The sequence below is a fragment of the Streptomyces rugosispiralis genome (genome assembly GCF_024505145.1).
Classification (GTDB): domain Bacteria; phylum Actinomycetota; class Actinomycetes; order Streptomycetales; family Streptomycetaceae; genus Streptomyces; species Streptomyces rugosispiralis.
This window is the reverse complement of record NZ_JANIAA010000032.1, coordinates 90,825-109,288: the sequence shown is the minus strand read 5'-3', so window position 1 is coordinate 109,288 and position 18,464 is coordinate 90,825. Positions and strand designations below refer to the sequence as shown.

At 70.6% G+C, this 18,464-nt stretch carries 15 protein-coding genes and 1 riboswitch; of the genes, 9 read left to right on the top strand and 6 right to left on the bottom strand.

Features of this window, described 5'->3' with window-relative positions; translation table 11 throughout:
* Positions 1 to 162: 162 nt before the first annotated feature.
* The 3 genes from NP777_RS34250 to NP777_RS34240 all read left to right on the top strand — a co-directional run bounded on the left by NP777_RS34250 (position 163) and on the right by NP777_RS34240 (position 5,783).
* Complete coding sequence (locus NP777_RS34250; protein ID WP_256654075.1) at positions 163 to 3,003, top strand: helix-turn-helix transcriptional regulator; 2,841 nt, start codon at positions 163 to 165, stop codon at positions 3,001 to 3,003.
* A 169-nt stretch (positions 3,004 to 3,172) separates the two neighbouring features.
* A complete protein-coding gene (locus tag NP777_RS34245; RefSeq protein ID WP_256654074.1) occupies positions 3,173 to 4,204 on the top strand; it encodes a helix-turn-helix domain-containing protein in 1,032 nt (343 codons plus the stop codon).
* Between the two features lie 43 nt (positions 4,205 to 4,247).
* Positions 4,248 to 5,783, top strand: coding sequence for a helix-turn-helix domain-containing protein (locus tag NP777_RS34240; RefSeq protein ID WP_256654073.1), 1,536 nt, complete (start codon positions 4,248 to 4,250; stop codon positions 5,781 to 5,783).
* 18 nt (positions 5,784 to 5,801) lie between these two features.
* Here NP777_RS34240 and NP777_RS34235 read toward each other — a convergent pair whose 3' ends face one another.
* From NP777_RS34235 to NP777_RS34225, 3 genes are all read right to left on the bottom strand, one after another.
* Entirely contained in the window at positions 5,802 to 6,299 is a 498-nt protein-coding gene (locus NP777_RS34235; RefSeq protein ID WP_256654072.1) for a DoxX family protein, read from the bottom strand.
* A gap of 38 nt (positions 6,300 to 6,337) precedes the next feature.
* The gene (locus NP777_RS34230; RefSeq protein WP_256654071.1) at positions 6,338 to 7,000 is read right to left on the bottom strand and encodes a hydrolase; all 663 of its coding nucleotides are present in this window, start codon (positions 6,998 to 7,000) and stop codon (positions 6,338 to 6,340) included.
* Between the two features lie 128 nt (positions 7,001 to 7,128).
* Positions 7,129 to 9,021, bottom strand: a complete 1,893-nt coding sequence (locus NP777_RS34225) for an amidohydrolase (protein ID WP_256654070.1) — start codon at positions 9,019 to 9,021, stop codon at positions 7,129 to 7,131.
* Positions 9,022 to 9,395: 374 nt separating this feature from the next.
* Here NP777_RS34225 and NP777_RS34220 point away from each other — a divergent pair, with 374 nt between their 5' ends.
* Complete coding sequence (locus NP777_RS34220; protein WP_256654069.1) at positions 9,396 to 10,367, top strand: alpha/beta hydrolase; 972 nt, start codon at positions 9,396 to 9,398, stop codon at positions 10,365 to 10,367.
* Positions 10,368 to 10,441: 74 nt separating this feature from the next.
* On the opposite strand, the gene NP777_RS34215 is transcribed toward NP777_RS34220, so the two are convergent.
* Positions 10,442 to 11,731, bottom strand: a complete 1,290-nt coding sequence (locus NP777_RS34215; RefSeq protein WP_256654068.1) for a low temperature requirement protein A — start codon at positions 11,729 to 11,731, stop codon at positions 10,442 to 10,444.
* A 249-nt stretch (positions 11,732 to 11,980) separates the two neighbouring features.
* Here NP777_RS34215 and NP777_RS34210 point away from each other — a divergent pair, with 249 nt between their 5' ends.
* From NP777_RS34210 to NP777_RS34200, 3 genes are all read left to right on the top strand, one after another.
* Positions 11,981 to 12,556, top strand: a complete 576-nt coding sequence (locus NP777_RS34210; RefSeq protein WP_256654067.1) for a Dps family protein — start codon at positions 11,981 to 11,983, stop codon at positions 12,554 to 12,556.
* 213 nt (positions 12,557 to 12,769) lie between these two features.
* Positions 12,770 to 13,486 (top strand): acetate uptake transporter family protein, encoded by a 717-nt coding sequence (locus tag NP777_RS34205; protein WP_256654066.1) that lies wholly within the window; start codon positions 12,770 to 12,772, stop codon positions 13,484 to 13,486.
* A gap of 83 nt (positions 13,487 to 13,569) precedes the next feature.
* A complete protein-coding gene (locus NP777_RS34200) occupies positions 13,570 to 14,187 on the top strand; it encodes a TetR/AcrR family transcriptional regulator (protein WP_256654065.1) in 618 nt (205 codons plus the stop codon).
* Here NP777_RS34200 and NP777_RS34195 read toward each other — a convergent pair.
* Positions 14,177 to 15,280: an acetylserotonin O-methyltransferase gene (locus NP777_RS34195; RefSeq protein ID WP_256654064.1), complete on the bottom strand. Its 1,104-nt coding sequence runs from the start codon at positions 15,278 to 15,280 to the stop codon at positions 14,177 to 14,179. The genes NP777_RS34200 and NP777_RS34195 overlap by 11 nt on opposite strands.
* A 338-nt stretch (positions 15,281 to 15,618) precedes the next feature.
* On the opposite strand from NP777_RS34195, the gene NP777_RS34190 reads away from it, so the two are divergent.
* Together NP777_RS34190 and NP777_RS34185 are read left to right on the top strand one after the other, a co-directional pair.
* Positions 15,619 to 17,214, top strand: coding sequence for a protein kinase domain-containing protein (locus NP777_RS34190; protein ID WP_256654063.1), 1,596 nt, complete (start codon positions 15,619 to 15,621; stop codon positions 17,212 to 17,214).
* 224 nt (positions 17,215 to 17,438) lie between these two features.
* Positions 17,439 to 18,023 carry a hypothetical protein gene (locus NP777_RS34185; RefSeq protein ID WP_256654062.1) on the top strand — a complete coding sequence of 195 codons (585 nt, stop codon included), beginning with the start codon at positions 17,439 to 17,441 and terminating at the stop codon, positions 18,021 to 18,023.
* A 50-nt stretch (positions 18,024 to 18,073) separates the two neighbouring features.
* Here NP777_RS34185 and NP777_RS34180 read toward each other — a convergent pair whose 3' ends face one another.
* The gene (locus tag NP777_RS34180) at positions 18,074 to 18,388 is read right to left on the bottom strand and encodes a DMT family transporter (protein ID WP_256654061.1); all 315 of its coding nucleotides are present in this window, start codon (positions 18,386 to 18,388) and stop codon (positions 18,074 to 18,076) included.
* A gap of 9 nt (positions 18,389 to 18,397) precedes the next feature.
* Positions 18,398 to 18,459: riboswitch (guanidine-III (ykkC-III) riboswitch) on the bottom strand.
* Between the last annotated feature and the right edge of the window lie 5 nt (positions 18,460 to 18,464).

Below are 18,464 nucleotides of genomic sequence, written 5' to 3'. Positions count from 1 at the left end.
ACCACTCCGAGGGCCGCCTCCGGCTCCGGGGAGGCGAGCGCTTCCGTACGGGAGGGCACCTTCATCCGTTCCGGCCGGCTTATGGCATGCTTCGGGTAGATTCACCGCGTCGCACGCCTGCCGCAGCCGCACCCGTGCGGCCATGGTTCTTGAGGATGGTGTGTGGACCGGTACCCGAAGCGTCCCCTTTCCGGCAGGACGGGTGCCCGGCAGGGACCGGTGCGTGGCCGGGACGAGGAACTGGCGTTCCTCGACGCACGACTCGACGCCCTCGCCCGTGGCCACGGCGGGGTCGTGTGCGTCGAGGGCCCGCCGGGCAGTGGCAAGAGCCGGCTCCTGGCGGAGGGGCACGCCGCCGCGGTGCGGCGTGGCTTCCGCACGTTCCTGGGCGGCGCGGATCCCGACGAACATTTCGTGCCGCTCGCCCCGCTGCTCGGCGGGTTGGCGTCCGGCGTCGAACCCCTGCTCGACGCCGAGCGGCTCCGGGAGCTGTCCACCACTCCTGACCAGCGGTTCTGGCTGCTTCAGGAACTGCAGGACCGGCTGGAGCAGATGGCCCTCGACCGGCCGCTGCTCATCGTCCTCGACGACCTTCAGTGGTGCGACGACCTGACACTTCTCGCTGTCCGCACCCTCTCGACCAGGCTGTCGTCGCACGCGATCCTGTGGCTGGTGGCCGTGCGCGACGGGACCCCGAGCCCGTTGGTGCGCGGGTCGTTGGACCGATTGCGACAGGTCGGCGGGTACGAGTTGCGCCTCGGGCCGCTCACGGACGACGCGGTGGCGCAGATCGCCGGGGACGTCCTGGGCGCGGCGCCCGATGCCGGGGTCCTCGAAGTCGCCCGCCGCGCCGAGGGCCTGCCGCTGCTGCTGGTGGAGATGCTCGGCGGGCTGCGGGACGAGGACTTCGTAAGCGTCGCGGACGGTGTGGCCCGACTGTCGGGACAAGCCATTCCGGCCCGTCTGCTGTCCACCGTCGGACATCGCCTCGATCTGCTGTCCGCACCGGCCCGCGACGTTGTGCAGACCGCGTCCGCCGTGGGCCGCTCGCTCACCGTGGACCTGCTGGCCGAGCTGCTCGGGCGACCGGCCGCGGCGCTGATCACCGCGGTGCGGGAGTCCCTCGACTCCGACCTGCTGGTCGAACGGGACGGCCGTCTGTACTTCCGCCACGACCTGATCCGCGAGGCGGTCGAAGCCGCCCTGCCGGTCTCCGTACGCCGGGCCCTGCGCCGTCATGCCGCCGAGGTGCTGCTGGCACACGGCGCGCCCGCTGTCGAGGCCGCCACGCTCCTGGCCGACAGCGCGGAGGTCGGGGACCGTCCGGCCGTCGAGCGGCTGCGTACCGCCGCGGCGGAACTCGCGCCCACCGCGTCCGCTCCGGCGGCCGAACTCAGCTGTCGGGCCATGGAGCTCACCCCCGAGGACGCGCCGGAACGGCCCGCGATCGTGGCGGAAACCATCGTTCTGCTGTGGCAGAGCGGGCAGGCCGCGCGTGCCAAGGCGCTGGGTGCCTCGACCCTGCCCGGTATCCTCCGGCCCGAGGACGAGGCACGGGTACGGATGGGGCTGGCGCGCCTGTCCAGCCAGTTCGACTTCATGGAAGCGGTCCGGCAGGCCCGTGCCGGGGCCGCGCTGCCCGGTCTGCCGCCACCGCTGCGGGCCCAGCTGCTGGCGCTGCTCTGCCTCAACCTGGCGAACATCGGGGACATGGAGGCATGTGCCCACGCCGTGACCGAGGCGCTGGACGCCGCCGCGGGGGCGGGGGAGCGGGGCGCCGAGGCCACCGCGATGGCCGTCGAATCGGTCGTGCTCTTCTACCGAATGGACTGGAAAGCGGCGTTCCGGCTGGCGGACAGGGCCGCCGCGACGGCGGCCGACCTCGGCATCGCCCACTGCCTGTGGGTCCCGGAGGCGTTGTGGAAGGGCTTCCTGCTCAACGCGGCGGGCCGGGCGGGTGAGGCGCTCGCGGAGTCCGAGGCCGGGGTCCGGGACACCCGGCGTCGGGGCCAGGCCGCCGCGATGTTCCTGTGGCTCATGCACCGCTCGCGCGTACTCCTGGACGCCGGGCGGCTGGCGGACGCCCGGGCCGAGGCGGAAGCCGCGTCGGCGATGGTCGACGAGCTGGGCATGGGCAATTTCGCCGACGCCACCCTTCTGTACACGCTGGTGCGGATCGCCGTCCACACCAACGATCAGGAGGCCGCACGCATGTACGCGGCCCAGGCCGAGCGGATGCTGCGGGACGAGGCGCCGCTCGTCCGCAATGTCGGCTCCTGGATGACGGCGCTGGTGGCGGACTTCGAGGGCCGGCCCGACCTGGCCATGCGGGTACTCGGCGAAGCGACCGCGGCGCTCCCCGCGGAGAGCCCTTCCCTCGCCAGCCCCGACGATCCCGCTGACGCTCCTGTCTTCGTCCGCATGGCGCTGCGGGCCGGTGCCCACGAAAAGGCCGAAGTCGCCGTCTGCGTGGCGGAGCGACGCGCGAAGCTCAACCCCGACTTCACGATCCTGGCCGCATCGGCCGCTCACGCGCGCGGCCTGCTCGACAACGACCTCGCTCACCTGCTGCGCGCCATCCGCCTGTACGACGGCTGTCCCCGGCTCCTGGCCCGCGCGTCGGCGCTCGAGGACGCCGGGCGCAAGCTGGCCGCCACCCGTGCGTCCGAAGCCGTGCCCTATCTCGACACCGCCCTCGCCCTCTACACGGAGGCGGGCGCCGAGCGCGACATCGCGCGCGTCCGCAGCCGCCTGCGGGCGGCGGGCGTCCGGCGGCGGACCACGTCCGCGGGAACCGTGAAGAGGTGGCCTGAGCTGACCGCCTCGGAAGTCGGTGTGGTGCGGCTCGTCGCACAGGGGCTGACCAACCGGCAGGTCGCCGAGCGTCTCTCCCTCTCGCCGCACACGGTCAGCTCGCACCTGCGACGCGCCTTCACCAAGCTCGACATCACCTCGCGGGTGGAGCTGGCGCAACTGGCCGGCGCCCGTGACAGCGGAGAGTAATCGCTCCGTATCACACGGGCCCCGCCCCGCATCGCACGATCCGTGCGATGTCCGGGTTCCGGTTTGTCGTGACGATGGGGGAGTGGCTCAGAAAATTGAAAGACGGGGGAAGGCGCGGGACGGCGCACCGGCACCCGACGAGGGAAGCTTCGCGGGCGACGTGCTCACCATGGCTACGGTGCCTGCCCACCGGCGACGCGCCTACTGGCGCGAGGCGCTGTCCCGGACCTTCGGCGCCGTGGACATGTCGGTGGCCCGAGAGGTGAACTCGGGAACGATCCGCACCGCGCCGCTCGGCCGGCTCCAGGTCACCACGGTGGACGGTGATCCGCTGGAGGCCCGGCGCACGCCGCGGCTCATCGCCCAGGGCGACGAGGAGCAGTACGTCGTTGTGAAGCTGCTGAGCAAGGGGGACGCCCGGCTCGAGCAGGACAGCCGCGACGTCGCCCTGCGGCAAGGGGAAGTCTTCATCTACGACATGGCACGCCCGGTCCGGCTGGTCCTCGGTGATCGCTTCCAGACCAAGTCCCTCGTGGTGCCCCGGCAGGTCCTGGGCCTGAGCGAGTCTGATCTGCGGCACATCACGGCGTCCCCCCTCCGCGACGGCACGGCGCTCGGCGGGCTGCTGGCCACCTGCCTGGCGCGGCTCGCGGACGAGGCCGGAACGTACCGTGCGCACACCGGCGAGTCGATCGGCCGCAATGTCGTGGACATCCTGACCGTCCTGGCCGACGAGCGGCTCGGCAGGATCTCCACCGGGACTCCCAGCGGCGACGCGGCGCTACTGCTGCGGATCCGGGCGTTCATCGGGCGGCATCTCGAAGATCCGGGTCTGTCTCCCAAGGGCATCGCCCACGCCCACCACATTTCCGTGCGCTACCTGCACAAACTGTTCGAGCGCGAGGGCACCACGGTCAGCCGGTGGATCCAGAGCCGCAGGCTGGAGGCGTGCCTACGGGATCTTGGCCGCCGGGAGGACACGGGCCTCACCATCGCCGCGGTGGCACGCCGGTGGGGCTTCACCAGCGCTGCCCATTTCAGCCGGGTGTTCCGGGCCGCCTACGGGATGTCCCCCAGTGAATGGCGGCGATCGGTCATCGCGTTCCCGCGGCGGACCGGCCTGCCCGTGCCACCGGGCACGGAGGGGCATCAGGCGGACCTGGACGGTGTCATCGGCGAGCTATTGGCGGGAAGCGAATGACCGCCTTCCGGGCGGGCCCGGACGAAACGAAGAAGGAGCCGTCGTGGCCGAACTGACCGAGGCCGAGCCGGGAGCCGGGCCCGGCACCACGCGCTCCCCGGCGCCCGGCATACGGCTGGTGGGGCGGCAGGCCGAGGTCGCTCGGGTCCTGGACATCGTCGAGGAGGGGTGGACCGCACCCCGGACGCTGCTCCTGCTCGGCGACGCCGGCACGGGCAAGTCGGGGCTGCTGGCGGCCGCCGTGGACCACGCACGTGACAGGGGAACGCTCGTCCTGGCGGCCCAGGGCATCGTGGCCGAGTCGCCCCAGTCCTTCGCGTCCCTGCACCAGCTGCTCCTCCCCGTCATGTCCGATGCCGCCGCGCTGCCCGACCATCTGCGCAAGGCGCTCGAGACGGCGTTCGGTATCGCTCTCGACGAGGGGCCGCCCGACTCCATGCTGCTGCGTACTGCCGTCCTGGCGCTGTTGAGCGAGGTCTCGAACCGGCGGCGCGTCCTGCTGGCCCTCGACGACGTCCAGCACTTCGACCGGGATTCCCTCGACGTATGCGGTTTCGTGATGCGCCGTATCACCGCACAGGACGTTTCGGTACTGCTGACCGCGCGTGGCCACACGGCCCCCGCCGGGGTCCCGGCTGACCTGCCCACCGTGCTGTTGGGGCCGCTGCCCGAGCAGGCCGCGGCCGAACTCCTGGACTCCCAGCCGTACGCACCCACCGGCCGGACAAAGAGCAGCATGTCCACCGCCGAACCCGTTCTCGATCGTATGACCACGCCATCGGGGTGCATCCAGATCGTTCCCGCAGTACCGGACGAGCGGAATGAGGAATTCCTCTACCTGGGAATGATCGGCCGTCGCTCGGCCGCGATCACCGGGGAAGGGGACGAGGTTTTCCTGGAGCCGGGTGACCTCGTCTTCTGCGATCCGAGCCGGCGTCATGCCCTGCGGTTCGGCGACGACTGCCGGCTGACGGTCTTCCGTATGCCCCGCTGTTATCTGGGAGTTTCGGAGGCGGATCTGGACCGCGTCGTAGGGGTGACCGTGCCAGGCGGCCGGGGCTTGGGCGCGCTCGTGTCGGACCTTCTCTCCGCGTTCGCCGCCGTGGCGGAGTTCCGGACGTCGATGATCGGTGACCGGCTCGCCCGCAGTGCCATGGATCTCGTCGCTGTCCTTGTCATGGAACTCCTCGAGACGGAGGCCGCGGCCGAGGCGTCGGGTGTGCCGAAGGCCGGCAACGAGATGCTGACCCGGATCCGGGCCTATATCGAAGAGCATTTGATGGAGCCGGACCTGCTACCGGAATCGATCGCACGCGCGCACCGCATCTCGGTCCGCTACCTGCACAAGCTCTTCCAGAACGACGGCACCACGGTGAGCCACTGGGTGCGGCAGCGGAGACTCGACGCCTGCAGGCACGAGCTGAGCCGGACGCCGAACCGAAGGATCACCGTGGCCGCCGTGGCGCACCGCTGGGGTTTCAGCAGCCCAGCGCATTTCAGCCGCACCTTCCGGGACGCGTACGGCATGTCCCCCAGCGAATGGCAGGCCCTGGCAGCGTCGGACGTCGGCGCCCGCTGAGCAGGACGAGCCGGCCTCCTATGAGCGCGCCGAGACCGGCCGACGCAGCACCACGCGCGTGAGCAAGCCGCTCCCGGGACCCGTCACGACCGCGGCGACGGAGACCCACACCGGCCAGGGGGTGACGCCCAGCGCGTGATCCACGGACCACCGTCCGGGCCCGGTCAGGGCCAGTACGGCGGAGACGACGACCAGGACGAGGGGGTACTCATAGCCGTCGTTCTGGACCCACAGCCCCTTGGGCCACTTCACGGTACCCGCGACCGTCATCACCCCCATCGCGGCCATCGCGGCCAAGGGCGTGAGCAGACCCGCCGCCAGGAACAGGCCGGAACCGATCTGACTGGCTCCGGCGACGAGCGCGGTCAGCCGACCGCCGCGGAATCCGTCCCGGCGGAACTCCTCGGTCCCGCCCTCGAATCCGTTGCCTCCGAGCCGGAAGCTCACCTTCTGCACACCGTGCGCGGCGATGAGCAGCCCCACCACCAGCCGGAGGATCAACAGTCCAGCGTCCATCGTGTACCTGCCTGTTCCTGACGTATCCGGGCCGTGGGTCAGCCGGCGGCGTGGGCGCCGAGGATGGCCTGTGCGTAGACCATCCCGAGGCCGTAGGCGCCGCCGTGCTCCTTGACCACGTCGCCCACGGCGGCGTACGTCTCGGTGCGGGCCCAGTCGCGCTGGAGCTCCAGGAGCACCTGCACCCAGGTCACCGGGACCGCGCCGGCCTGCACCATGCGCTGGATCGCGTGCTCGTGGGCCTGCGGGCTGACACCGCCGGACGCGTCGGTGACCACGTAGACCTCGTAGCCCTGAGCGATGGCGGACAACGCCGGCAGGACGACGCAGACCTCGGTCCACAGGCCGGCGATGACGAGCTTCTCGCGGCCGGTGGCCTTGACGGCCTCGACGAAGTTCGCGTCCTCCCAGGCGTTCATCGTGCTGCGGTCGACGATCTCCTGCTCGGGGAAGACCTCCGCCAGCCGCGGCATGAGCGGCCCGGAGAAGGACTCGGCGGCCACGGTGCTCAGCACGACGGGCACGTCGAACACCTTCGCGGACTTCGCCAGGCCCACGGTGGAGTTGATGATGGCGGTGCGGTCGCCGCTGCCGGTGCCGAAGAACATCTGCGGCTGGTGGTCCACGAAGAGAACCGCGCAATTGTCCGGAGTGAGCAGGTCGGGGCTGGGGGCAGCGGTGACCTCGGCGATATTGACCATGAGTGTGCGCCCTTCTCGGCAAGTGGTGGCGCGGACTGTTGTCCGTGCCGTGGGGAACGCCGTCCTGTTGGACGGAGCCCGTGGATGTCCCGCAAGGGGCGGCTCAGGGCCGGGCCCTTGGGGGGAGTTCAGAGGTCGAAGCAGGGATCGAAGGGAGTGCTCGCGGAGTCCACGGCGAGGCCGCGCGCGATGCGCCACCGGCGGTGCTGCTCCGACTCGGCGACGGCCTGGCCGAGCAACTCCGCCTGGTGCGCGCCGGGCAGGGGCGCCCGCCGGGCCGCCCGGTAGCCGCCGAAGTGCGCCACCGGACTCCAGGCCGGGCTGACAGGGGGGAGTTCCTCGTCGAGCCCTTCGTATTCGGCGGCGCCGTAGACGATCCGGCCGCCGGTCACCGTGAGCAGCGACTCGATGTGGGCGATGTCCGGCTCGGGCACGATGAAGTAATCCTCGGAGAGAACCGCCAGGTCCGCGTAACACCCCGGCTGCAGCACGCCCTTGACCTTGTCCTCGCCGGTCAGTGCGGCGCCGGCGCGCGTGAACATCGCCAGTGCCGTCCGCCGGTCGACGCGGTTCGCCGGCGGGCGCAGCGCCAGATCGCCGACGGTGCGGCCGCTGACGAGCCAGTGCAGGGCGACCCAGGGGTTGTAGGTGGACACCCGGGTGGCGTCGGTGCCGGCGCCCACGGTCAGGCCGCGGTTCAGCATGGCCCGGATCGGCGGGGCGTCCGCGGCCGCTCCGGGGCCGTAACGCCGTACGAACGCCTCGCCCTGGAAGGACAGACGGTTCTGTACGGACATGGCGCCGCCGAGGGCGGCGATGCGGTCCAGGCTTTCGGGGGAGGCGGTCTCCGCGTGGTCGAACAGCCACCGGTTCCCGGCGGGGAAGAGCCCTTCCGCGGCGAGTTTCTCGAACACCGCGAGGTCACGGCGGATGGTTTCGTCGTAGGTGGCGTGCAGCCGGAAGCCCCATCCGTTCTCCATGAGGAGGCGTACGGCCTGCTCGAAATCCGCCTCGTAGCCGGGGGCGAGATCCGGACGCGGCTGGGTGAAGTTCTCGAAGTCGGCGGCCGACCAGGTGAGGTTCTCACCCGCGCCGTTCAGGCGCAGCCATGCGTCCCCGTCCTCGGGGCGGACCGTTTCGATCCAGCGGGCCAGGTCGTCGATCTCCTGGCCGGGCGTCTGGGGGAAGAGATGGTAGGCGATGCGCAACGACAGCCGGCCGGCCTTGGCCAGTTCGATGACGGTGGCGTAGTTGTCGGGGAAATTCTGGAAGCCGCCCGCGGCGTCTATGGCCGACGTCAGCCCGAATCTGTTCAACTCGCGCAGGAAATGCCGGGTGGAGGTCTTCTTGTCCTCCTCGCTCTGGAGCACCGGCGCCTTGGCCAAGGTCGAGTAGAGGATGAGGGCGCTGGGAGCGGCCAGCAGCATACCGGTCGGCTCTCCGTCCCGGCCGCGCACGATCTGGCCGCCCTTGGGGTCGGGCGTGTCCCGGGTGAAGCCGGCGGCCTTGAGCGCCGCGCGGTTGAGCACGGCCGACTGGTACAGATGCAGGACGAACACCGGGGTGTCCGGCGCGGCGGCGTTCAGTTCGGCGACGGTCGGCAGCCGGCGTTCGGCGAACTGCTCGGCCGACCAGCCCCCCACGACCCGCACCCACTGGCCCTTCGGGGTTCGAGCGGCCTGCTCACGCAGCATCGCCAGACCCTGACGCAGGCTGCGCACTCCGTCCCAGCGCAGCTCCAGTACGTAGTTCAGGCCCCCGCGGATCACATGCAGGTGTGAGTCGTTGAGGCCGGGTATCACCCGTCGCCCGAGGGCGTCGACCACCTTCGTACCCGTGCCGACGTGGGGAGCCACGTCCTTGTCGTCACCGACGACCGTGATGACGCCGTCGCGGATGGCGAGCGCCCCCGCCTGCGGGCGGGCCGGGTCCCCGGTGTGGATCTTGGCGTTGCGGACGACGAGGTCCGCGGCCTCGTCGATGGCGCGCGGCACCAGCCCGCCGACGGGCATCGTTGACATCTCTTGAACCCCTCTGGGAGAACGACTTCAGTCCACGTCATGGCCGGCAACGGCGGACTTCGGTGACGCGGTCCCACGCGCATACCCGTCTGCTCGAATCGAACCGAGCTCTGTGTGGAAGGGCCGGGGGACCGCTGTTGCTTCGGCAACACGATAGAGACGGCACACCCACCCCCATGTCCTGCCAGTGCACAGCGGTTTGCCTCACCGCGCACTGCCGCACGCTTCTCCGAATGTCATGGCGGAGGCCAGACGACAGTCCTGCACTGCGAGGACAGAAGCAGTGCGCTCAAGGGCAAAACACACGTGTCCGAAGGTTTTAACGTGCCGTCGCCGGAAGAGTCGGCGTCCCTATGAACACCCAGGAGATTCCCATGTCCGATCCCATCGAGCCGGTACAGCCGGTGCTGGAACCCGCGGCGGCCGCCTTCGCGGAGGCGACCGCCAATCCGCCGTACCTGTTCGACCTGCCCCCGGCGGAAGGGCGCAGGGCCGTCGACGAGGTGCAGTCGGGCGACATCGCCAAGCCCGCGGTCGACGAGGAGTGGATCACCGTCCCGGGCGGGCCCACGGGCGGCGTCCGGGCGCGGATCGTCAAGCCCGCCGGCGCCGAGGGCCCCCTCCCGGTGGTCATCTACCTCCACGGGGCGGGCTGGGTCTTCGGCAACGCCCACACGCACGACCGTCTGGTGCGGGAACTCGCCGTCGGCGCGGGCGCCGCCGTGGTCTTCCCCGAGTACGACCTGTCACCCGAGGTCCGCTACCCGGTCGCCATCGAGCAGAACTTCACGGTCGCGCGGTGGGTCGTCCAGCAGGGCGCGACCAAGGGCCTGGACCCCGCACGCATCGCCGTCGCCGGTGACTCGGTCGGCGGCAACATGACCGCCGCGCTGACGCTGATGGCCAAGGAGCGCGGCGGGATCCCGCTGGTGCAGCAGGTGATGTTCTATCCGGTCACCGACGCGAGCTTCGACACCGGCTCCTACCACCAGTTCGCCACCGGCTACTTTCTGCGCCGCGACGGCATGCGGTGGTTCTGGGACCAGTACACGACCGACGAGGCCGAGCGCGCCCAGATCACCGCCTCCCCGCTGCGCGCCACCACCGAGCAGCTCACCGGCCTGCCTCCGGCCCTGGTCATCACCGCCGAGGCCGATGTGCTGCGCGACGAGGGCGAGGCGTACGCCAACAAGCTCCGCCAGGCCGGGGTCCCGGTCACCGCTGTCCGCTTCCAGGGCATCATCCACGACTTCGTGATGCTCAACGCCCTGCGCGAGACCCACGCCGCCGAGGCCGCCATCACGCTGGCGGCCGACACCCTGCGCTCCGCCCTGCACACCGCCTGAGACTCAACGGCTGACTCGGGGTCGGACACCGGCTGCGCGGACGAACTCGCTTCGTCCGCGCAGCCGCGTTTCACTCAGTGCCGCTCGCGCCCGGTCCGGTCGGCCACCGTGACCACGACGACCAGGGCCGCGGCCAGCAGACCGGCGATCAGGGCCGGTGCCGGGAACTGGGCAGCCGCCAGAACAGCGATCGCGGCACCGGGATACGCGAACCGCTCGACCACGCTCCGCTGGTGCGGCCGAATGTGTACGGCCCACACGGTGATCAGGAAGACCGCCACCGGCAAGGTGACCGCGGCACCCGCTGCCGCCGAGGGCACATCGGGGCCGCGCGTGAGGAGCTCGGCGTACGCCGCCAGTCCGGCGCCCGCGGCGGCCGCGGAGGCGAAGATCAGGTAGTGGCCGTACGCCCAGGTGAACCTCTTGAGAGGGGCCTGGTGCGTCGTGGCGAGCAGTGTGTGCGCCGGTCTGGCGAAATACAGCCACCACATGGCGAAGACCATGAGCAGGCCACCCGTTGCCAGCGTGTACAGCGCGCCGACCTCGTGGCTCCGGTCGAAGGCACTGCGCACGGCCGCCGCCGCGGCCGCGATGGACTCACCGAGCACGATGAGGGTGAACAGCTCGTACCGCTCGGCGATGTGGTGCGGATGCCACGGGGTCATCCCGGCGACCTGCGCCCACACCGGGACGGAGACCTCGGCAATGATCAACACGATGATGACGGGCGGCTGTACCCGGGCAGGCAGGAAGGGCATCGCGACCCAGCCGACCTGACAGGCCGTCACTCCGGTGGCGAAGCGGAGAGCCGTTCGACGCCGACCGGGGTCCGATCGCGCCGCACGCAGCCACAGGACGGCCAGGGCGGTGCGGAGAACCGCGTATCCCAGCGTGATGACGCGAAGGTCGCCCTCCTCGAACGCCCGCGGCACACCGGCCGCGAGCACGAGGGACCCCGTGATCTGGACCAGCACCGCCAACCGGTACGGGACGTCGTCCGGGTCGTAGGCGGAAGCGAACCATGTGAAGTTCATCCACGCCCACCAGATGGTGAAGAACACCAGCGCGAAGCGCAGAGAACCGGTGATGTAGTGCCCGCCGGTCACCGCTGTACTCAGGCTCGCGGACGCCTGCGCCACCGCGATGACAAAGCACAGGTCGAAGAGGAGCTCCAACGAGGTGGCGGTCCTGTGCGGCTCACCGGGGTCCCGGCCCGGCATGGTGCCGTGGGAGTCTCCGCGCCGTCCTCCCGGCCACCGCCCGGCCCGCCGCGTACGCACCGGCGAGAAGCGGCTCGGCGGAGCGCCCCCGGAGCGGCTTCCACGGTCCGGTACGACCACATCGGCCTGCTCGCTCACCTTCATGCCTTTCCTCGCCGTTCGTCGGCTGACGTCGTTCGTCGGCTGACGCCGTCGGCGAGAAGTTAGAGCGGACGAGGAACGGGGACGTGCCCGTCGGCGCACGGGTACTTGCCCGACAGGGAACACCGGGCACCGGACCCCTCGCTCAGTGCGCTGCCGAGCACCACCGCATGCGCTCCTGGTCAATGCGTCCTACGTGCGGGCGCCTAGCGTCACTCCCGCGAGCAGAGCCCAGACCGCAGGAGGCGGATCATGACCATCGGCACCCAGCATGTGAGCAGTCAGCCCTGGCTGCATCAGAAGGGTGAGATCATCCAGGAGTTCGGGACCGTCAAGCAGTTCCCCCTCGGCCTCTCCCACGACGCGCGTATGTACTCCTGCCAGCGCCTCAACAGAGTCCTGGCGGACACCCAGATCCTCTACGGCCTGTACAAGAAGCACCACTGGCTGGTGCGCGGCGCGACCTTCTACCAACTGCACCTCGTGCTGGACAAGCACGCCGGGGAACAGCTCGCGCTCGTCGACACCCTCGCCGAGCGGGTCCAGACCCTGGGCGGTGTCGCGGTGGGTGATTCCCGGCACGTCGCCGAGATCACGTCGATCCCGCGGCCTCCGGACGGCGTGGAGGAAGTGCCCGCCATGCTCTCGCGGTTGCTGGCGGCACACGAGACCGTTCTCGCCGACGCCCATGACGCGGCGTCCCGCACCGGTGAGCTGGGCGACGACGGCACCAACGACCTGCTTGTCTCACAGGTGATCCGGACCGGCGAACTGCAGGCGTGGTTCCTGGCCGAGCATCTGGTCGACACACCCCTGGTCCGCGCCTGAACCCATAGCCGACGCAACCGGCGGCGGCTCGACGTGATCAGCGCCGCGTCGCGCCGGTACGCGATTTCCACTCATCCGGAGCGGGCTCGATCACGTGCTGGAACGGCGTGCCCCCGGTGGGGCAGACACTGGCGATGCCCCGGGCGTCGCATGCCGACTGTGCGGTGATCCACCCCCGCTCCCCTGCCTGCACGACTTACAGGAGAATTCACCATGAGCAGTCCCGAATCGCCCAGGGAGCGGGCCGAGCCGACGACGGGTAGGCATTTCGAGCTGGACCTGCGGCCGATGACCCGCATCAACCTCCGCCCCATCGCCTCCCCGATGCCCGTCGGTTTCTTCGCGGTGGCGATCGCGTCGGTCATCGTCGGAAGCATGCAACTGGGCCTCCTGGGCGACGACGCTCATCGGGCGGTCGCCCTGACGATCTTTCCGGCCTTCGTCCTGCAACTGCTGGTCAGCATCCTGGCGTTCGGGGCGAGGGACGTGCTCGCGGCGACGCTCATGGCGTGCTTCTCCGGAACCTGGCTGGCGAGTTCCCTCGTGCTGGCCATCAATCCGCCGGCGGGCACCGAGGTGCTCGGCATGCTCAATCTCGTGTTCGCCGCTTTCGCCCTGCTGATGGCGACCGTCGCGAACCGCAAGCGTGCGATGTGGTTCGTGCTGTGTGTGGCTGTGCCGCGCTTCGCAGTGGCCTCGCTGTTCAACTTCACCGGTGTCGAGTGGGTTGGCTACATTTCCGGGGCCTTCGGACTGCTCCTCGCGGGTGTGGCGATGTATGCCGCGTTCGCTCTCATGCTGGAGGACATGAGGGGCGAGGAGGTTCTGCCCGTAGGACGTCGGGGCCCGGCGCACGACGCCGTGGAAGGAAATCTGGCTGTGCAACTGCGCGACCTGGAACGTCAGGCGGGAGTGCGACGGACGCTGTGAGTCGTCCGGGACGCATCGGCGGCGAGGGAAGTGCTGATCCTTCCGTGGCACCGGGGCGCCCGCGCCCTTGCTACGGTCGGCACATGCCAGGTCGCCGCTACCACTCGCCCCGCCGCGCGGAGGCCGCTGCCGCGACCCGGCAGTCGATCCTGGACGCCGCCAAGGAGCTGTTCGCCACCCACGGCTACGTGGCCACCACGGTCACCCGGATCGCCGCCGCGGCCCGGGTCGGCACCAACACCGTCTACACCAGCACCGGCGGCAAGCCACAGATCCTGCGCGACCTGGTCACCGTGGGCGTCGAGGACCCCATCGCCGAACAGACCCTGGCGCGGATCGCGGCGGCCGACGATGCCCTGGACGTCGTGGTGTACGCCGTCGAGGGCATCCGCCGCGACAGCGAGAAGCACGCGGATGTCGTCGAGATCCTCCTCGACGCGGCCTCGGTCGACGCGCACGCCGCCGAACTGCTGCGCTTCGCCCAGGAGCGATTCCGTGCCGCGCTGCGGACCACCGCCGACCGGATCGCCGCGCTGGGCGCCCTGCGGGAGGGGCTCGACGTGGCGGGTGCGACGGATGTGCTCTGGTACTACCTCGGCCTGTCGTCCTGGCGCGTGCTGGTGCGGCAGAACGGCTGGGACTGGGACACCGCCGAGCGGTGGCTGCGGGACCGGACCGTGTCCGCCCTGCTCACCGGGTGAGCGTGGCCTCCAAGATGGCGAACGGGCTGTCCACAGGCCCTGGGACGCGCCGGTCGAGGGTGAATCCGGCACTGGCGAACAGCGCCGCGAACTCCGTCTCCCGACGCTCGTGGCCCGACACCATGCCGAGCATGGTCAAGTCGAGCAGCTTGCTCGGATGCGGCTCGTCGCCCTCCGAGAGCACCGTCTCCACCACCACCAGCCGGGCGCCATGGGACGCCGCCTCCGCGACCCGGCCCAGGACGCGCGCACACGACACGTCGTCCCAGTCGTGCAGCACGGTGGACAGCAGGTAGACGTCGGCGGCCGGTACGCTCTCGAAGAAGTCACCGGCCCGTACCTCGATGCGGTCGGCCACCCCCTGGCCGGCCAGTCGCGGGTGTGCGGTGGACACCACGTGCTCCAGATCGAAGACGATGCCGCGTCGGCCGGGTTCGTCGGCCAGCAGCCGGGCCAGCACGGAGCCGTCGGCGCCGCCGATGTCGGCGACCACCTCGCCAGGCGGGAGCCGGTAGCCGGTCAGTGCGGCGTCCTTGGGACCGTACGTCAGGTTGGCCATCGCCGACGCCATCACGGGCAGGTGCTCCGGGTGGGTGCCCAGCCACTCCGCGAAGGACTGTCCGAAGTGCGCCGTGGCCGCCGGGATGCCCGTACGGACGGTGGTGACCAGCTCGGAGAAGGGCGCGTAGTGCGTCTCCATCCACATGACCGCCATGTCGCGCACCGAACCGGGCACATCCGCCACCAGCGTGGAGCCGAGCGGGGTGAGCGCGAAGGCGTCCGCACCATGATGGGTCACCACCCCGATACCGGAGAGGATGTGCAGCAGCCGCCGCAGCGCGTCGGCGTCCGTCTCCGTGGTCTTCGCCAACTCCCCGACCGTCATCGGGCCGCCGTGCAGCGCCGTGGCCACACCGAGCTTGGCCAGCGCGTACAGCGCCTGGGACTGCTGGAAACCGGACAGCAGGCGCAGCATCTCCATGGACCGCCCGGACGCGGACGCCTCGGACGCCGTCGTGGCCGGGGCCGGGGCCGGAGCCGTGGCCGGGGCCGTCGCCGCGTCGGCCTGCGAGGGATTGGGCGCAGGGCACATGGGCCTCTCCAGAAGGTGTGGAAATTCGCGGTAATACGGCTACCGCTAAACCGTATCGCACCCTCGCGTTCGCGATGCCCCGGACATGGGCGCCGCAGATACGACCGACTTTTCGAACCTTTTGCGGTGTTTGTTGGGTTTCGCGCTCGGGAGTTGACGGCTCTCGGAGCCCCCCGGCCAGGCACAACCTCCGGCCGACGCCAATGAGTTGGAAAGAAACGCGAAGGATGAACCCATCCGGCATACTTGCGGGCGCGGACCACCCTGCTCACCATCACGCAAGCCAAGGCCCAGCGCGTAGTTCGAGCGCTGACGCACACTTCCAGGGAACAGTCGTCATGAATAACCTTCTGCCTTCGGACCCGACGTCCATAGGCGGCTATCCGTTGCTCGGCCGGCTCGGTGCGGGCGGCATGGGGCAGGTGTTCTTATCCCGTACGGGTTCGGGTCGGCTGCTCGCGCTGAAGACGATCCGCGACGATCTCGGCTCCGAGCCGGGGTTCGAGGAGCGGTTCGCCCGCGAGATAAGCAACAGCGACCGCGTCCGTTCGCCGTGGACCGTGACCGTCGTGGACTACAGTGCGCCGGGCCGGCGCCCGCAGTGGCTGGCCACCGAGTATGTGCCCGCGCCGTCGCTCGCCGAATGGGTTACGGCCCATGGCGTGCTGTCGCAGACCGCGCTGCTCTCACTCGCCGCCGAACTGTGCGGCGCCCTGCGGGCCGTGCACCAGGCCGGCCTCGCGCACCGGGACGTCAAGCCCGGGAACATCCTGCTGGCACGCGACCGTCCACGGCTGATCGACTTCGGCATCGCACGGGCCGCCGACGACACTCGGCACACCCGCCTCGGTGTCTCCGTGGGCTCCCCCGGGTTTCTCGCACCGGACCAGGCCGTCGGCGGTGTCGCCGCCGCCCCCGCCGACGTGTTCTCGCTGGCCGCCGTGCTGGTCTACGCCGCGACCGGACACGGCCCCTTCTCGCGTGCGGGGGAGCAGATCCCCGCGGCCACTCTGCTGTACCGAGTGGTCCACGAGGAACCCGACCTCGAAGGCGTCCCCCCGGAACTGGTGCCGCTGCTCACCGCGTGTCTGGCCAAGGACCCGGCGGTGCGCCCGACGGCGGCCCAGCTGGGCGGATGGCTGGAGGAGAGGGGCGGCCGGATCGGGCGGTGGCCCGAGGAGTGCCCCACGGTTCTGGCCGGAAAACTGACCGAGGCCGAGCATTCGGCGCGCACCATGGTCGACCTCGCGCACCACTCCACCGCCGCCCTCGCCGATCAGGATTCGGCCGGGGCGGCGGCGAGGTCCGACACCGTCCTCGCCACCCCGGCCGAGCCCGTCCGGCGCCGCCCGCCCGCCTGGCTGCTGACCACGGCCATCGCGGCGGTCGCGGTCGTGGTGGCCGTGGCGGCCACCGTCTACTTCGGTACGCAGCGGTCCTCGGCCAAGTCCTCCCCGTCCGCGCAGGGACGCCCGTCCGGCTCGGCCTCCTCGGCCTCCTCGGCGACCGAAGGAAAGACACCGTCCGCCTCGGCGCAAAAGCCTCGGGAGACCCAGCAGTCTCAAGAATCCCAGAAAAGCCAGGAGCCCAAGGACAAGGGCGCGGCACTCAAGGTCATACGGGCCACGTTCGAACTGGCCGCCGGGGAGTCCGTGGCGGCCGGGGCCAGGAGTCTGACCATGCAGCAGGACGGCAACCTGGTGGTCTCCGACCAGGATCACGAGCCGCGCTGGGCCGCGATGACCAAGGGGGAGGGCAACTCCGCCCGCTTCCAGGCGGACGGCAACCTGGTCGTCTACGACAGTGGCGGGCAGTTCCTGTGGTCCTCGCGGACCAATGGCCACCAAGGGGCGGTCCTCGTGTTCCAGGTCGACGGAAATGTTGTGATCAAGTCCGGCGACACCGTGCTCTGGGCCGCGGGAACGGAAAGCTGACCGTTCCGGTACCAGGACGGCCCGTGCCCCCGCGCCCCCGTGCCCCCGTGGCCTGAACCCGGCCAGGAACTCCGACTACGCCGGTGGTCCGGAGCGCGTCCACCGCACCGTGCGGGTTCGGATGGCCTGACCTGCGCGGTCCGGCTAAGCGGGGGCACGCCCACCTGGTGGACATCGGGTGGCCGTGCCACTCTTTCCCCTCGTCCACGCCGATGGAGGACACGATGAGCGACGTTCTGTCCGCCTGGGCCGCCATCACCGACTGGCTGGCGGTGCACGCGCCCGCCTCGCACGCCACCTTACGGCCGGGCGCTGCCGTGGCCGATGTTCGTTCCACCGAGGACGAACTGGGGCTGAGCCTGCCCGCCGAACTGGCCACCCTGCTGACGGTGTGCGACGGAACGGTCGATGCTTCAGCCCATGACCGCGACCCCGACGAGTACGACCCGGGCCTGTTCCTCGCCCAGCACCATCTGCTGCCGCTTGAGGAGATCGCGCACGTCCGGGGCGGGGGAGGGAACACCGACCCGTTCTGGGGCTCATGGGTTCCGTTCGCCGTCACCGACTACTCCCTGCCCCCGTGGGGCGGCCTGGCAATCGATGCCGGCGGTCGGCTCGCAACCTTCCACCTGGCCGGCGGTGAGCCGCCCTCTGAACCGCTCACCTCCCCGGGGTACGGATCCCTCGGCGAGTTCCTGGCCGCCCTGGCCGAAGCCCTCACTCAGGGCACCGGCCCGTTGAGGGCCGGAGTCGTCCTCCAGGCCGAGGAAACGCAGATCCGTAAAAGTGCGCCACAGGCTCCCGCGTGAACGTGCACTGCGAACGCGTTCGTCACACCGCGCCTGCTGCCGATGGCCGCTCAGTGCGCGAGCTTCAGCCCGGCGACGCAGCCGACAATGCCAATGAGCAGCACGATCTTCAGCGCGCTGACGGACTCGCCGCCGAAGGCCATGGCGTAGACGGCCGTGAGGACGGCGCCGATGCTGACCCAGACGGCATAGCCGGTTCCTACGGGCAGGGTCCTGAGCGCGTAGGAGAGCCCGATCATGCTCAGCGCGAGGCCGGCGACGAAGATGGCGGTGGGCGCGGGCCGGGACAGTCCGGCGGACTTGCCCAGGGCCGTAGCCCAAACGGCTTCCAGCACTCCCGAGAGCACGAGAACGATCCAGGCCATGTCTCACTCCCTGCGCCGTCTTGTCATCGCTGGGTACGGCGCACCTCGTCCAGGAGCTTGCTGGGCTCTGCCGCAA

Bases quoted from the DNA above. Each gene is read 5' to 3' on its own strand.
- NP777_RS34235 (WP_256654072.1), bottom strand. From the start codon at position 6,299: ATGGACGCTGGACTGTTGATCCTCCGGCTGGTGGTGGGGCTGCTCATC.
- NP777_RS34220 (WP_256654069.1), top strand. From the start codon at position 9,396: ATGTCCGATCCCATCGAGCCGGTACAGCCGGTGCTGGAACCCGCGGCG.
- NP777_RS34180 (WP_256654061.1), bottom strand. From the start codon at position 18,388: ATGGCCTGGATCGTTCTCGTGCTCTCGGGAGTGCTGGAAGCCGTTTGG.
- NP777_RS34225 (WP_256654070.1), bottom strand. From the start codon at position 9,021: ATGTCAACGATGCCCGTCGGCGGGCTGGTGCCGCGCGCCATCGACGAG.
- NP777_RS34245 (WP_256654074.1), top strand. From the start codon at position 3,173: ATGGCTACGGTGCCTGCCCACCGGCGACGCGCCTACTGGCGCGAGGCG.
- NP777_RS34230 (WP_256654071.1), bottom strand. From the start codon at position 7,000: ATGGTCAATATCGCCGAGGTCACCGCTGCCCCCAGCCCCGACCTGCTC.
- NP777_RS34195 (WP_256654064.1), bottom strand. From the start codon at position 15,280: ATGTGCCCTGCGCCCAATCCCTCGCAGGCCGACGCGGCGACGGCCCCG.
- NP777_RS34190 (WP_256654063.1), top strand. From the start codon at position 15,619: ATGAATAACCTTCTGCCTTCGGACCCGACGTCCATAGGCGGCTATCCG.
- NP777_RS34200 (WP_256654065.1), top strand. From the start codon at position 13,570: ATGCCAGGTCGCCGCTACCACTCGCCCCGCCGCGCGGAGGCCGCTGCC.
- NP777_RS34215 (WP_256654068.1), bottom strand. From the start codon at position 11,731: ATGAAGGTGAGCGAGCAGGCCGATGTGGTCGTACCGGACCGTGGAAGC.
- NP777_RS34185 (WP_256654062.1), top strand. From the start codon at position 17,439: ATGAGCGACGTTCTGTCCGCCTGGGCCGCCATCACCGACTGGCTGGCG.
- NP777_RS34205 (WP_256654066.1), top strand. From the start codon at position 12,770: ATGAGCAGTCCCGAATCGCCCAGGGAGCGGGCCGAGCCGACGACGGGT.
- NP777_RS34210 (WP_256654067.1), top strand. From the start codon at position 11,981: ATGACCATCGGCACCCAGCATGTGAGCAGTCAGCCCTGGCTGCATCAG.